The 14399-nt window shown below is 75.5% G+C and carries 11 protein-coding genes; 5 read left to right on the top strand and 6 right to left on the bottom strand.

What is annotated here, in order from left to right; all coding sequences use genetic code 11:
* The first annotated feature begins 3 nt into the window (after window positions 1-3).
* The 3 genes from WCD58_RS13735 to WCD58_RS13725 all read left to right on the top strand — a co-directional run bounded on the left by WCD58_RS13735 (window position 4) and on the right by WCD58_RS13725 (window position 3238).
* Complete coding sequence (locus WCD58_RS13735; RefSeq protein ID WP_337703605.1) at window positions 4-783, top strand: NAD-dependent epimerase/dehydratase family protein; 780 nt, start codon at window positions 4-6, stop codon at window positions 781-783.
* Window positions 784-941: 158 nt separating this feature from the next.
* Window positions 942-2321 (top strand): MFS transporter, encoded by a 1380-nt coding sequence (locus tag WCD58_RS13730; RefSeq protein ID WP_337703604.1) that lies wholly within the window; start codon window positions 942-944, stop codon window positions 2319-2321.
* A gap of 11 nt (window positions 2322-2332) precedes the next feature.
* Complete coding sequence (locus WCD58_RS13725; RefSeq protein WP_337703603.1) at window positions 2333-3238, top strand: alpha/beta hydrolase; 906 nt, start codon at window positions 2333-2335, stop codon at window positions 3236-3238.
* Window positions 3239-3293: 55 nt separating this feature from the next.
* Here the strand turns inward: WCD58_RS13725 and purH are convergent, their stop codons facing one another.
* The 6 genes from purH to sucC all read right to left on the bottom strand — a co-directional run bounded on the left by purH (window position 3294) and on the right by sucC (window position 11132).
* A complete protein-coding gene (gene purH, locus WCD58_RS13720; RefSeq protein WP_337703602.1) occupies window positions 3294-4904 on the bottom strand; it encodes a bifunctional phosphoribosylaminoimidazolecarboxamide formyltransferase/IMP cyclohydrolase in 1611 nt (536 codons plus the stop codon).
* The gene (gene purN, locus WCD58_RS13715) at window positions 4901-5518 is read right to left on the bottom strand and encodes a phosphoribosylglycinamide formyltransferase (protein WP_337703907.1); all 618 of its coding nucleotides are present in this window, start codon (window positions 5516-5518) and stop codon (window positions 4901-4903) included. The genes purH and purN overlap by 4 nt, the downstream gene beginning before the upstream one ends.
* 61 nt (window positions 5519-5579) lie before the next feature.
* Entirely contained in the window at window positions 5580-7022 is a 1443-nt protein-coding gene (locus WCD58_RS13710; RefSeq protein WP_337703601.1) for a cell division protein PerM, read from the bottom strand.
* 401 nt (window positions 7023-7423) lie between these two features.
* The gene (locus WCD58_RS13705) at window positions 7424-9022 is read right to left on the bottom strand and encodes a DUF5336 domain-containing protein (RefSeq protein WP_337703600.1); all 1599 of its coding nucleotides are present in this window, start codon (window positions 9020-9022) and stop codon (window positions 7424-7426) included.
* 46 nt (window positions 9023-9068) lie between these two features.
* Window positions 9069-9953: a succinate--CoA ligase subunit alpha gene (gene sucD, locus WCD58_RS13700; protein ID WP_337703599.1), complete on the bottom strand. Its 885-nt coding sequence runs from the start codon at window positions 9951-9953 to the stop codon at window positions 9069-9071.
* Window positions 9954-9956: 3 nt separating this feature from the next.
* Window positions 9957-11132 (bottom strand): ADP-forming succinate--CoA ligase subunit beta, encoded by a 1176-nt coding sequence (sucC, locus tag WCD58_RS13695; protein ID WP_337703598.1) that lies wholly within the window; start codon window positions 11130-11132, stop codon window positions 9957-9959.
* 296 nt (window positions 11133-11428) lie between these two features.
* Between sucC and WCD58_RS13690 the strand changes: the two genes are divergently transcribed.
* Window positions 11429-12382 carry a lipase family alpha/beta hydrolase gene (locus tag WCD58_RS13690; RefSeq protein WP_337703597.1) on the top strand — a complete coding sequence of 318 codons (954 nt, stop codon included), beginning with the start codon at window positions 11429-11431 and terminating at the stop codon, window positions 12380-12382.
* Window positions 12383-13243: 861 nt separating this feature from the next.
* Window positions 13244-14014 carry a M23 family metallopeptidase gene (locus WCD58_RS33655; RefSeq protein WP_373696228.1) on the top strand — a complete coding sequence of 257 codons (771 nt, stop codon included), beginning with the start codon at window positions 13244-13246 and terminating at the stop codon, window positions 14012-14014.
* The last annotated feature ends 385 nt before the right edge of the window (window positions 14015-14399 follow it).

The following is a 14399-nucleotide window of genomic DNA, read 5'->3' as shown; positions in this document are numbered from 1 at the left end:
CCCATGACGACCGTCCTCGTCACCGGCGCCGCCGGCCGGATCGGCGGCTACCTCCGGGCCCGCCTCCCCCGCCCCGGGCGCACGCTGCGGCTGCTCGACATCACCACCCCGGACGACGTCGGCCAGCACGAGGAGGCGATCACGGGATCCGTCACCGACCTCGACGCCATGGTCGAGGCGTGCACGGGAGCCGACGCCGTCGTCCACCTCGGCGGCCAGAGCGGCGAGGCCGCGTGGGACCACATCCTCGCCACGAACATCCACGGCACCTACGTCGCGTTCGAGGCCGCGCGGCGGGCCGGCGTGCCCCGCGTGGTCTTCGCCAGCAGCAACCACGTCGCCGGGTTCCGGCCCGCGCTCGACCCCGTGCCCGACGACCTCCCGATGCGCCCGGACACCTTCTACGGCGTGAGCAAGGTGACCGGCGAGGCGCTCGGCAGCCTCTACCACGACCGCTACGGGCTCGACGTCGTCTGCCTGCGCATCGGCACCTGCAGCGACACCCCGCCGAACGCCCGCGCGCTCGCGACCTGGCTCTCGCCCGACGACTGCGGCCGGCTCGTCGAGGCCGCCCTGACCTGCCGCTCCCCCGGCTTCCGCATCGTCTGGGGCGTCTCGGCGAACACCCGCCGGGTCTGGTCGCTGACCGGCGCGCACGAGATCGGCTACCGCGCGCAGGACGACGCCGAGGTCTTCGCCGCCGAGGTCGGCGACCGCACCGCCGACACCGACGGCTACGTCGGCGGCGAGTTCGCCGGCCCGGCCTACGACACCCCCGACTGAGCCCGGTGGCGCGTGCTGAACGTGCGCCACCCGGCCGCGATCCGTCGAGGACGAGGTGGCGCAGCGCCCCCGAACACCGGTACTCACGGGCACTTGACCGACGCAGAGTGATGACGGTCACGACGAGACCGCCTACTGTGCCCCGTATGGCCCCGCCAGTGACTACGGTGCGTGCGACGCTGCCGTTCCTCCCCGTGGCGGCGGGCCTGTTCTGCATCCAGCTCGACTTCTTCTCGCTGGGCCTCGCCCTGCCGACGATCGCCGTCGAGATGGGCTCGACGGTGACGAATCTGCAGTGGCTGATCAGCGGCTACATGATCGCCCTCGGCGCGCTGCTCATCCCGGCCGGGCGGCTCGGGGACATGCTCGGGCGTCGCGAGGTGCTGCTCGCCGGCATCGCGGTGTTCGGCCTGAGCTCGCTGGTGTGCGGGCTGGCGACGTCGATCCCGGTGCTCATCGGCGCCCGCGTCGTGCAGGGCGTCGGCGCCGCGCTGATCATGCCGTCGAGCTTCGCCCTCGTCACCAACGCGACCAGCGAGCAGGTCCGCCCGAAGGTCACCGGGGCCCTGCTGGGCATCGCCGGGGTGGGCACGGCCCTGGGTCCGATCGTCGGCGGCGTGCTGTCGTCCACGATCGGCTGGCGCTGGGTCTTCCTCGTCAACGTGCCGGTCGCCCTGCTCGCGCTCTGGGGTGGACGTCGCCTGCAGTCCTCCCGCGACGAGGAGGCGGGCCGTGACCTGCGCGGACTGGACTGGTGGGGCGTCGTCACCGTCGTCGGCGGGCTGGTCGCGATCAGCGTCGCCATCGACGACGTCGCCGCCCAGGGCTGGACCACCCCCGCGACCTGGGGCCCGCTGCTCGGCGGCGTCGCGCTGCTCGTCGCCTTCACGATCCGCGAGCGCCACGCCGCGGCGCCGCTCGTGCGGCCCTCGCTCGTGCGCAACCGCCTGTTCGTCGTGCTCTGCGTGGCCGGGACGCTGGCCAACGTCGGGGCGGTGACCTACATCGTCGCGGCCACCATCGACCTGCAGACCCTGCGCGGCCTGCCCGCCGCCGCGGCCGGCCTGGCGTTCTGCGTGTCCTCGGTCGGGCTCGCCGCGTGCGGGCCGCTGTCCGGGTGGCTGACGACGAAGATCCCCGCCGGTCTGATCATGGCCGTCTCGGTGCTGGCCTGCACGCCCGCGCTGGTCCTGCTGGCACTCGCCGGGCCGCTGCCGCTCTACGTCGTCGCGCTCGGGCTCTGCGGGCTGACCACCGGCATGGGCTTCGGGCTGGGCCAGCTCGCGGTGCAGAACGTCCTGCCGGCGCAGCGCTCCGCGGAGGGCAGCAGCGTCATGCTCACCGCGCTGATCTGCGTCGGCGGGATCGGGGTCGTCGCCGCCACCGCGGTCATCGAGGCCGTCGGCCCGCGCCCGCCGACGAGCGCCGGCATCGCGCTCACCCTCGTGGCGCTCGCCGCCCTCCTGCTCGTCGCCGGCGTGGCGACGCTGATCAGCCAGTGGCCGCGCCGACGCGCCGCCGACCCCGTACCCGCCTGAGGAGGACGACCGTGGTCAGTGCCGAGGCCGAGCGCTTCGCCGACATGCTGCGCCAGGCCCCGCGCATGGCCGAGATGCCGTTGACGGCGCAGCGGGAGGCCGGCGAGCACGCCGAGGACCTCACCGCGACCCCCGAGCACGTCGCCTACGAGCCCGCCGACGGCGTCGCGGGCACGTGGGTCCAGGCCACGGACCGCGCCCCCACCAGCACGGTGCTCTACCTGTTCGGCGGCGGGCACGTCATCACCTCGCCGGCGTCGCGCCACAAGTTCTCCGGCCACCTCGCCCGCGCGCTCGACGCCCGCGTCCTGCTCCTGGACTACCCGCTGGCCCCCGAGCACCCCTACCCGCAGGACGTCGACGCCGCGGTCGGCGCCGCCCGCCGGCTGCTCGAGCAGCAGGGTGTGGCGGCGGACCGGCTCGTGCTGGTCGGCGAGTCCTCCGGGGGCGGGCTGGTGCTCGAGACGCTGCTCGCCGCCGCCCGCGCGGGGCTCCCGCGCCCGGCGGCGGTCTACCTCATGTCGCCGTGGGCGGACCTGCGGTGCGCCTCCCCGTCGTTCGCCGACCGGCGCGACGTCGACCTCGAGTGCAGCCGCGAGAGCCTGACGCGGATGGCGCGCCAGTACCTCGACGGTCACGACCCCACCGACCCGGCGGTCTCCCCGGTGCTCGCGTCGCCCGCCGACGTCGCGCGGGCCTGGCCGCCGCTGCTGGTGCAGGTCGGCAGCCACGAGGTCCTGCTCGACGACGCCCTCGGCGTCACACGCGCGGCGGCGCTGGCCGACGTGCCCGCGACCCTGGACGTCTGGCCGCAGATGCAGCACTTCTTCCAGCTCGGCGTCGGCGTCTACCCGGAGGCCGCGGCCGCCCTGGCCCGGGCCGGCGACTGGCTCCGCGAGCAGTGGGCGGACACGTGAGCGTGTGGCGTTGCGGACGCTGGGTGTCAGCGGTGGCCCACCGCTGACGTCTCTCCTAGTGCGCGAAGTGGCGGGTGCCCGTGAAGTACATCGTCACGCCGGCCTGCTGCGCCGCCTCGATCGTCAGCTCGTCGCGCACCGACCCGCCGGGCTGGACGACGGCGGCGACGCCCGCCTCGGCGAGCACCTCGAAGCCGTCCGGGAACGGGAAGAACGCGTCCGAGGCGGCCACGGCGCCGCGCACACGCTCGCCGGCGCGGGTCACCGCGAGGCGGGCGGCGTCGACGCGGTTGACCTGGCCCATGCCGACGCCGACGGTGGCGCCGTCGTGGGCCAGCAGGATCGCGTTGGACTTCACCGCGCGGCACGCCCGCCAGGCGAAGGCGAGGTCCGCGAGCTGGGCCTCCGACGCCGGCGCACCGCAGGCCAGGGTCCAGCTCGCCGGGTCGTCACCCGGGGCGTCGACGGCGTCGCGCTGCTGGAGGAGCAGGCCGCCGGAGATCGGGCGCTGCTCCACCGGGGCCGGGGCCCAGGTCGCGGTGAGCACGCGGATGTTCTTCTTGCGCGCCAGCACCTCGACCGCGCCGTCGGCGTAGGACGGCGCGACGATCACCTCGGTGAAGATCTCCGAGACGGTCTCGGCCATGGCCACACTGACCTCGGTGTTCGCGGCGATCACGCCGCCGAACGCGCTGGTCGGGTCGCAGGCGTGGGCCTTGCGGTGCACGGCGGCCACGTCGTCGTCACCCGTCGCGACGGCGATCCCGCACGGGTTGGCGTGCTTGATGATCGCCACGGTGACGCCGTCGTGGTCGTGCGCGGCGCGCCAGGCGGCGTCGGTGTCGACGTAGTTGTTGTACGACATCTCCTTGCCGTGCAGCTGCGTGGCGCCGGCGATGCCCGAGGTGACCTCCGGGTCGCCGTAGAGCGCGGCGGCCTGGTGGGGGTTCTCGCCGTAGCGCAGCACCGCGCGGCGCCGCGCCGTGGTGCCGACCCAGCCGGGGAACGGCGAGCCCGGCTCGGCGTCGGGGGCGAGCACGTTGCCCATCCACGAGGCGACGGCGACGTCGTAGGACGCCGTGTGGCGGAAGGCCTCGGCGGCCAGGCCGCGCCGGTCGGCCAGCGTGACCCCGCCCTCCGCGACCTGCTCGAGGACCCACGCGTAGCGCCCGGGGTCGGTGACGACCGAGACCGACTCGTGGTTCTTCGCGGCGGCGCGGATCATCGCGGGGCCGCCGATGTCGATCTGCTCGACGCAGTCGTCGGGCGAGGCACCCGAGGCGACGGTCTGGGTGAACGGGTAGAGGTTCACCACGAGCAGGTCGAACGGCGCGATGTCGAGCGACTCGAGCGCCTCGGCGTGGGTGGGCAGGCGCATGTCGGCGAGCAGGCCCGCGTGCACCCGCGGGTGCAGCGTCTTGACGCGCCCGTCGAGGCACTCGGGGAAGCCGGTGACCTCCTCGACCCGCGTCACCGGGACGCCCGCGTCCTGGATCCGGCTCGCCGTGGAGCCGGTGGACACGACCTCGACGCCGGCCGCGTGCAGCCCGGTGGCGAGGTCGAGCAGGCCCGCCTTGTCGAACACGCTGACCAGGGCGCGGCGGATGGGGCGCCGGCCCTCGACGCCGGTGGCGGCCTGGGCCTCGGTGGCGGTCCCAGAGGTCATGGCATCCTCACTCCTCGTCCGGTGACGGTGGCGCCGTGGCGGGCGAGCGCGGCCACGGTCTCGACGAGCATCCGCCGTTCCACCACCTTGATGCGCTCGTGCAGCGCGTCCTCGGTGTCGTCGGGCAGCACGGTGACGGCCTCCTGGGCCAGCACCGGGCCGGTGTCCACGCCGGCGTCGACCAGGTGCACGGTCGCCCCGGTGACCTTCACCCCGTAGGCGACGGTGTCGCGCACCGGGTGCGCCCCCGGGAACGCCGGCAGCAGGGTCGGGTGCGTGTTGATCGTGCGGCCGCCGAACCGGGCCAGGAAGGCCGATCCGAGCAGCCGCGCGAACCCCGCGGACACGACGAGGTCGGGCTCGGCGGCCGCGACGGTCTCGGCCAGCGCGGCGTCCCAGGCGGAGCGGTCGGCGTGGTCGGCGGGCGGCACCACGGCGGTGTCGACGCCCGCGGCGGTCGCGCGGTCCAGCGCGCCGACCGCGGTGCGGTCGGAGACGACGGTGACGACGCGCGCCGGGTAGTCGTCGCCGGCGCACGCGTTGAGCAGGGCCTGCAGCAGGCTCCCCGATCCGGAGGCCAGGACGACGACGCGGGCGGGCACGGGCAGAGTCAGCCGGTGCTGCTCGGTGGTGGTCAGCGCTGCTCCCGGGCCGCCGTGGGTGTCGGCGTCCAGGTTAACCGCGCGGCTCCCCACCAGGTCGGACGCCCTCGGTCGCCTCCCCGGACGAGGGCTCCGGTCCGTCGCCCGGGTCGTCGTCCTCCTCGGGGGTGTCCTCGGGGGTCTCGGTCGTCGCGGTCGTGTCGGCCTTCTCCGCCGTCTCGGTCTTCGCGGTCTTGTCGAACTTCTCGGTCTTCTCGACCTTCGTGGCCGGTCGGCGGCGGGTGCGTCCGGGCGCGGTGCCCAGCGGGACGGCGAGCAGCGCGACGACCAGCCCGGGCACGAGCACCCAGCCCAGCACCGCCAGGGCGACGGGGAGGGCCGGCACCTCGACCGGGTCGAACGGGCCCGCCCCGAGACGCCCGCCGGACAGCGACGCGGCGAAGCCGAGGAGCACGGCCGCGGCGAGCGCAGCGGTGACGGTGGAGCGGGCGCGCGTCGGGGCGTCGCCGGCGGTCGGGGCGAGGCGCCAGCCCACGATGCTCCCGACGGCGAGCGGCACGGCGAACGCGAGCCCGGCCCAGGTCGGCGGCGGGCTCTGCGGCAGCAGCGCCGCCAGCGGCACGGGCGGCAGCAGGCCCGAGGTGATCGCGGTCGGGGTCGCCGACGCCGCCCCGATCGACACCCCGGGCCCCACGAGCCACGCCGCCGCGGCCACGACCGCGTTCGGCAGGTACGCGAGCGTCAGCAGGGTGAGCCCCGCGCCGCTGCCGGCCTCGGGGGCGATGTCGGCGAGCACGCCGCGCACCGCGCCCACGTCCGCGAGCAGGGCGGCGAGCAGCAGCCCCGCGCCCGCCGTGAGCAGCGCCGTCGTCGCCAGCAGGCCGCCCTGCAGCCCCTGGCGCGCCCAGGCGGGCAGGCGGCGGGGCAGCGCGAGCAGGCCGCACGGGCGCGCGACACCGGCCGTCGCGGCGAGACCGGCGAGCAGCCCGCACACGACGCCGGCGAGCCCGGGCGACGCGTCGACGACGGTCTCCGGGGTGAGCAGGGCGGCCGCGAGCACGCCGATCACCGCGTGCGCCGCCGCGGCCGTGGCGACCACCGGCACCCCGACCCCGTGCAGCAGGCCGGCGGTCCGCCCGTCGGCGCGTCGCTCCAGGCGGGTGACCGCGCCGCGCGCCACGGCCGCGACCAGCACCGCGAGCAGCAGGGCGGGCGCGAGGGGCAGCATGCCCAGCGGCACGCCGGTGACCTGCAGCGGGACCAGGTGCGCGACGAGCCAGAGCGGTATCCCCACGGCGAGCGCCTGCCCGAGCCCGGGCTCACCGCCGGGCGTCGTGCCCGACGCGAGCGCGGCGATCACCCCGGCGAGCACGACCGCCACGCCGTAGAGGGTCAGCGGCGGCAGGAGCGCCACGCGCGCGAGCACCGGCAGCCAGCCGGGCGGGCCCGGAGGAGCGACGTCCGCGCGGGTCCCGCGACCGCCGCGTCGCGGGGACTGGCTGGTCGGGGCGCTCACGGCTCCCGACCCTGTCAAACCCCGGCCGCAGGTCCGCGCCGCCACGCCGCGCCCCGGGCGACAGGGGCGGCGGGCGCGGCGGGCGGGGCGGGCGCGGCGGGCGGGGCGGGCGCGGCGGGCGTGGCGGGGTGTTGCAGCGTGGGGGCCACGCTGACACTGGGCGTCAGGAAAGGCGCCACGATCACGGGGAGTGCGAGCGATGCGGCATCTTGCTGGCAATCCAATTGAGCACGCCGATAGGGCCAGGATCGCCACAGGCTCGGTGCGCGACACGCCGGGCCGCATCGACTCGGTGCGCGACACGCCGGGCGCGGCGACGCCGGCGTGATCAGGAGAGCGCCATGCACCTCGCATGGCACTGCGAGGTGGATACCGCTCTCCTGATCACCTCGCGAGGAGGGTCAGCGCGGCGAGCCCCACTCGCCACGCCGGTCGTCAGCGGACGCGTTCTCCGAGGGCGGGCGACCCGGGTCCTCGCCGGACTCGTGCGCACCGCGGCGCTCGCCGCCGGGCGGCGGGGCGACCGGGCCGTTCGACGGCGCCGAGCCGCCGGCCGAGCCGGAGTTCGACGGAGCGCCCCAGCCGGTGGAGGGGATGCCGTAGCCCGGGGTGGACGACGGCCCCTGCGGGTTGCCCTGCGGCGGGGTGCTCGGGCCGTCGCCGGAGCCGCCGGCCGCGTCGCCCGAGCCGTAGGTGCTGAACCCGGACGCCGGACCGGCGCCCGCACCGCTCGTGCCCGCCGCGTCCGGGGAGCCGGGCGTGCCCAGCGGCCCCGACGAGCCGGTGGCAGCACCGGTCGCACTCGGCGTCGTCTCGTCCCGGGAGGCGTCGCCGCCCTGGCCGGCGGCCGTCGCGGAGGGCACGACCTGGGTGGTCGACGCCGAGCCGTACCCGGCCCCGAACGGACCGGACGGCGGCCCCGACTGCTGCCCGCCCTGCTGCCCGGCCTGCTGACCGGCCTGCTGACCGGCCTGCTGACCGGCCTGGCCACGCGGCGCCGCGAACTGCCCGGACCCCGGACCGGTGTGCGAACCCGGCGCACCGTAGTTCGGCTGCTGCGGGGCCCCGGGCGCCGCGCCCGGCGCCGGCATCCCGCCCGACGGCGGTCCCGCCGGCCCGCCCCACGGGCCGGCCGGCGTCTGCTGCGGAGCCGGTGCACCAGCCGGCGCACCCGGCGCGCCGAAGCCCGACGACGCGGGCCGGGCGGCCGGGGCGCTGATCACGCCGGTGCCGAAGAGCGCGGCGACGACGGCGGCGACCGCGGCCAGCACCGCGAGCACCACCTGCACGACGAGCAGCGCGTCGGCGTACGCGAGCAGCGGCAGCATCGCCAGCGCGCCCGTGACACCGACGACCGCGCCGGGCACGAGCGTGTTCGGGCTGCGGGGCAGCAGCGACGCCGCGGTGAGCAGGCCGCCGGCGAGCACCAGCGGCATGTAGAACAGCGAGCCGAAGGCCGCGCTGAGGTCGGACGCCACGCCCGACGCCTCGGCGGAACCGAAGAACGTCAGGATGTACGCCAGCAGGGCGAGGACCCCGGCGCCCAGCGCGACACCGCGCTCGGCACCCGAGCCCGAGCCCGACGCGACCGGGCGGGCCCCGCCGCCCGACCCGCCGGAGTCCGGCGTGGCCGTGATCGTCGTCGTGGCCGCGGGGAAGCCGCCGGTGCTCGGCGGGGCCGGGGGCGAGGCGGACGCGCCCTGCCCCCAGCCCTGGCTCGACCCCTGGCCCCAGCCGGCCGCCTGACCCGGCTGGCCCGAGGGCTGCTGGCCCAAGGGCTGCTGGCCCGGCGCCTGCTGGCCGCCGTACCCCTGACCCCCGTAGGGCTGCTGCTGGCCGGCGCCGGCCCAGGAGGACCCCCCGTACGGAGCACCACCCGGAGAACCGGGCGCCCCGTACGAGCCGCCGCCGGCGCCCCAGCCCCCCGGGCCGGACGCCGCCTGGCCCGGCCGCTGGCCGGACGGGCCGCCCGGGGGCGGGCCCTGGGTCGGTGAGCTCATGAGGTGTCCTCCCGGGGACGGCGGCGTCGGCTGGGACGGCAGGGTGTCAGCCGCTGACCAGCGAGCGCGCGAGGTCGGCGGTCTCGGTGGGAGTCTTGCCCACCTTCACCCCGGCGGCCTCGAGCGCCTCCTTCTTGGCCTGTGCGGTCCCCGCGGAGCCCGAGACGATGGCGCCGGCGTGGCCCATCGTCTTGCCCTCGGGGGCCGTGAACCCCGCAACGTAGCCGACGACGGGCTTGGTCACATTGGCCTTGATGTAGTCCGCGGCGCGCTCCTCGGCGTCACCACCGATCTCGCCGATCATCACGATCGCCTCGGTCTCGGGGTCCGCCTCGAACGCCTCGAGGGCGTCGATGTGCGTGGTGCCGATGATCGGGTCGCCGCCGATGCCGATGCCGGTCGAGAAACCGATGTCCCGCAGCTCGTACATCATCTGGTAGGTCAGCGTGCCGGACTTCGACACGAGGCCCATCTTGCCGGGGCCCGAGATGTTCGCCGGGATGATGCCCGCGAGCGACTTCCCGGGCGAGATGATCCCGGGGCAGTTCGGCCCGATGATGCGGGTGCGGTTGCCGTTCGCGGTGGCGTGGGCCCAGAACCACGCCGAGTCGTGCACCGGGATGCCCTCGGTGATCACGACGGCCAGGCCGATGCCGGCGTCGATGGCCTCGATGGCCGCGTCCTTGGCGAACTTCGGCGGCACGAAGAGCACCGAGACGTCCGCCCCGGTCTCCTTCATGGCCTCCTCGACGCCGCCGAACACCGGCACGTTCGTGCCGTCGATCTCGACGCTCGTGCCGGCCTTGCGGGCGTTGACGCCGCCGACGAGCTGCGTGCCCGCGGCCAGCATCTTGCGGCCGTGCTTCATGCCCTCCGAGCCGGTGAGGCCCTGGACGATGACCTTGCTGTTCTCGTTGAGGAAGATCGACATCTCTCAGGCACCAGCCTTCGCGGCGAGCTCGGCGGCCTTCGCGGCCGCGTCGTCCATCGTGTCCACCACGGTGACCAGCGGGTGGTTCGCCTCGGCGAGGATCCGGCGGCCCTCGTCGACGTTGTTGCCGTCCAGCCGGACGACGAGCGGCTTGGTCGCGTTGTCACCGAGGATCTTCAGCGCCTCGACGATGCCGTTCGCCACCGCGTCGCACGCGGTGATGCCGCCGAAGACGTTGACGAAGACGCTGCGCACGTCGTCGTCACCGAGGATGACGTCGAGCCCGGCCGCCATGACCTCGGCCGACGCGCCGCCGCCGATGTCCAGGAAGTTGGCGGGCTTCATGCCGCCGTGCTGCTCGCCGGCGTACGCCACGACGTCGAGGGTCGACATGACCAGCCCGGCGCCGTTGCCGATGATGCCGACCTGGCCACCCTCGAGCTTGACGTAGTTGAGGTTCGACTCCTTGGCCTTGGCCTCGAGCGGGTTCTGGCTCTTCTCGTCGACGAGCTGGGCGTGGGCCTCGTGCCGGAACTCGGCGTTCTCGTCGATCGTGACCTTGCCGTCGAGCGCGACGATCTTGCTCTCGGGATCGCGCACCAGCGGGTTGACCTCGACCAGCGTCGCGTCCTCGCCGACGAAGGTGTCCCAGAGCTTGACGATGACCTGCGCGGCCTCGTCGGCGACCTCGGCGGGCAGCTTGCCCTGCTTGACGATCTCGTCGGCCTTGGCGCGGTCGACGCCGGCGATCGGGTCGATCGGCACCCGGGCCAGCGCCTCGGGCCGCTCGACCGCGAGCTCCTCGATCTCCATGCCGCCCTCGGCCGAACACATGGCCAGGAAGGTGCGGTTCGACCGGTCGAGCAGGAAGGAGAAGTAGTACTCCTCCGCGATGTCGCTCGCCGCGGTGACCAGGACGCGGTGGACGATGTGGCCCTTGATGTCGAGCCCGAGGATGCCCTCGGCCTTCTCCTTGGCCTCGGCCGGGCTCTGCGCCAGCTTGACGCCGCCGGCCTTGCCGCGGCCACCGGTCTTCACCTGCGCCTTGACGACGACCGGGCCGCCGATCTCCTCCGCGGCCCGCTCCGCCTCCGCGGCGGTGTCGACGGTGCGACCGGGCAGCACCGGCACCCCGTGGGCGGCGAAGAGGTCCTTCGCCTGGTACTCGTACAGGTCCACTCGTGAACTCTCCTCACCAACTCGCCGGACGCCGCCGACGGCGGTCGCCGGGCGAGGTCGCGTGGCGCCCTGCTGTCGCAGGGGGCGCCCACGTCCCGACGGATGCGCGGGCGACCCTATCCACGCGGGGACGCGCCGGGCGCCGCGACGGGGGCGACTCCGGACACACGAGCAGGTCGCAGGGGGTCTGAATCGTTTCCGGCGTGGCCCGAACGGGCCTACTCGGGGTCGATCTTGATCGGTTCGGCGTACACCCCGAGGCGAATCACCAGTGAACAACGCCTAACGTCCACCTCATGGACGTGACGGGCGTCATGTCGCCGGCAGCGGAGCCGGCGGACGCGCTGGGACCCGCGGAGCGACCCGCCGCCGCGGTCGTCGGCGCCGTCTGGCGGAGCCTCGGCTACGTCGCACGCACCTTCGGGGTGCCGCGGGGGGTGCGCGGGCTCGCGGTCGAGGTCGCCTACACCGCCGTCCACATGTCGCTCTACCCGTGGGGTCTCGTCGACGAGGTGCTGCGCCCCCTGGGCACGTTCGCCCACCACCGCACGGAGACCCTCTCCCCCGCGCAGCGCAGCCTGGTCGTCTCGGACATGGAGAGCTCGACGACGCCGGTGCTGCTCGTGCACGGCATCGTCGACAACCGGTCGATCTTCGCGCTGCTCGCCCGCGCCCTGCGCCGCCGCGGGTTCGGCGTCGTGCACGCGATCAACTTCAGCGTCCTCACGGCGTTCACCGGCGACATCCGGGACGCCGCGCGCGACCTCGGCCACCACGTCGAGCGCCTCTGCGCCAGCACCGGCGCCGACCGCGTGCACATCGTCGGGCACTCGCTGGGCGGACTCATCGCGCGCTACTACGTCCAGCGCCTCGGCGGCGACGCCCGCGTGGACACGCTCGTCACGCTCGGGACCCCGCACGAGGGCAGCCTCATCGCGCACGTCCTGCCGCCCACCCGCGTGCCGATGCAGCTGCAGCCGGGCTCCGACCTGCTGCGCGAGCTCGAGGAGCCGGCCCCGGACTGCCGCACGCGCTTCCTGGCGGTGTGGAGCCGGCAGGACCAGCTGATCATCCCGCAGCGCGCGGCCCGGCTGACCCATCCGGACCTGCAGGTCACCGAGATCGAGCTGGAGCACGTCGGACACCTGTCGATGACGATCGACTCCGAGGTCGTGCACCTGGTGACCCGGCTGCTGTCCCGACGGCCGGTCCGGGGCAACCGCGAGCGGACGGGTGCGCTCGCCGGCTGATGCCGGAGTGACCCGGACGACAGGGGCGCGCCGAGCGGTCACCGCGGCGTGCCCGTGGGCCGCCGATCCGCACCGAGCGGGTCCGGGGACCCCGGGATCCACCCCGGCGACGCCCTGGCTGCCGCCGACCGAGGGACAGGTTGTCACCCGACCCGGTGACGACCGCTCGGCGCGCACGCCCGCACGCACGGCGTAGCGACCGGCTCGGGGCACTCGAGTTGTTTGCTCAGCCCGTGACCTGATCGCTACCTTCCGGTCGTCCTCATCACGGCCAGGTCACGAACGACATACGGAACGACCCCGACGTTCCTCAGGGCACTCCCCGAACCACCGCCCTCATGTCGCCGCGACCGGCCCCGATCCGCGGGAAGGATGGTCTTGGCGAACAGCTCCCCACGCCCGCCGTCCGCGCCCCTCTTCGGTTCCTTCGGCCTCCAGCCGGCTCTCGCCGGTGCCGGTGGCCCGTCGGGACCGCGCTTCCCCGACTTCTCCGGCCTGGGCTCCGGCCTCGCCGGAGGACTGCCCGGGCTCGGTGCCCGCGGCGGCCGTCGCGGTGGTGACGCCGCCGGTTTCGTCGGCGCCCCCGCCCGCGAGCCCGGCCCGCTGCCCGCCCGTCCGGTCGGGGTCCGCCCCGGGCCGCCGCCGGGACCCCAGGGCCCCGCGCGCGGCCGTCCGGAGGGTCCGACCACCGGCGGCCACCGTCGTCCCGACGTTCCCCGTGACGAGACGCTGCGCGACATCCCGCGCGAGCACCGTCCCGCGCCGGGCCCGCCGCAGCGCTCGCCGCAGCCCCGTCGTCGTGACGACGACCCGCGCCGCGGCCACCGCCCGGCCCCGCCCGCCGAGCGCGGCCCGTCGGCCCTGCGCGGCCGGCTCGCCGTCGCCGCGGTCGCGGCCGGCGCCCTCGCCACCGCGGGCCACAGCCTCACCGGGCTCGAGGCCCTCGGCGACGCCCCGACCACCGCCGAGCTCGCCCTCGCCGCCGACCGCGGCACGAGGAGCGACGAGGCCGCGTCGTCGGGCTCCTCGTCGTCGTCCGGCAGCGCGACCGGGCTCGACGCGGCCACCTCGGGCGTCCTGCCGGTGACCTCGGCCGCCGGCGGCACGGCGCAGACGGCGTCCTCGTCCTCGTCCTCCTCCGACGCGGAGGACGGGCACCAGGTCGGCTCGCTGAGCAAGGCCGCCGACCGTGCGGCCGCTGCGGCCCGCGCGGCCGCCGAGGCCGCCCGCCCCGACTTCGTCAAGCCCGCCGACGGCCGCTTCACCTCGGGCTTCGGTGCCCGCTGGGGCTCGTCGCACCGCGGCATCGACATCGCCGGCCCGATCGGCACGCCGATCGTCTCCGTGGGCGACGGCACCGTCATCGAGTCCGGCCCGGCCAGCGGCTTCGGCCAGTGGGTCCGGGTGCAGCTCGAGGACGGCACGGTCAACGTCTACGGGCACGTCAACCGCTCCTACGTCCGCGAGGGCCAGCGGGTCCGCGCGGGCGAGGAGATCGCGGAGATCGGCAACCGCGGCCAGTCGACCGGCCCGCACCTGCACTTCGAGGTGTGGGAGGACGGCGGACGCAAGATCAACCCGCTGCCGTGGCTCGCCGAGCGCGGCATCTCGCTGGGTTCCCCACAGGACTAGTCCGCTCCCCCGTAAGACGGCCAGGGCCCCGGAAGCGCACCGCGCTCCGGGGCCCTCGTCGTGGAGGCGGCGGTGTCAGCGACGTGGCGTCGCTGACACTCGACGTCCGCAACGCCACGTCGATCACCGGGGATCGCGGCGAGCGGCACCCTGCGCGTGCTCGACAGCTCGCCGACCTGCGGGACGTGCTGCTCGCGCCGCCGTGGCGCGCCGGCACGTTCCGGCGAGGGGTGCCCCTCGCCCATCTATCCGACCGACGGTGCCCTTCGGTCGAGAACCCGGCGAGCCGCGCACGCGCCCCACGGAGATCACGGGCGTCCTCGTGCACCGCGAGGCGCGCCCGGGGTGGTTGGCGTCGCCCCTGATCACCGAGGCGGCGCGACGC

It is taken from the genome of Actinomycetospora flava, assembly GCF_037400335.1.
GTDB classification, from domain to species: Bacteria; Actinomycetota; Actinomycetes; order Mycobacteriales; family Pseudonocardiaceae; genus Actinomycetospora; species Actinomycetospora flava.
Note: the sequence above shows the minus strand (reverse complement) of the source record. Positions and strands in the feature narration are given on the sequence as shown.

Coding starts and splice junctions, on each gene's coding strand:
- WCD58_RS13735 (WP_337703605.1), top strand. CDS start 4: ATGACGACCGTCCTCGTCACCGGCGCCGCCGGCCGGATCGGCGGCTAC.
- purH (WP_337703602.1), bottom strand. CDS start 4,904: ATGACCTCTGGGACCGCCACCGAGGCCCAGGCCGCCACCGGCGTCGAG.
- WCD58_RS13705 (WP_337703600.1), bottom strand. CDS start 9,022: ATGAGCTCACCGACCCAGGGCCCGCCCCCGGGCGGCCCGTCCGGCCAG.
- sucD (WP_337703599.1), bottom strand. CDS start 9,953: ATGTCGATCTTCCTCAACGAGAACAGCAAGGTCATCGTCCAGGGCCTC.
- WCD58_RS13690 (WP_337703597.1), top strand. CDS start 11,429: ATGGACGTGACGGGCGTCATGTCGCCGGCAGCGGAGCCGGCGGACGCG.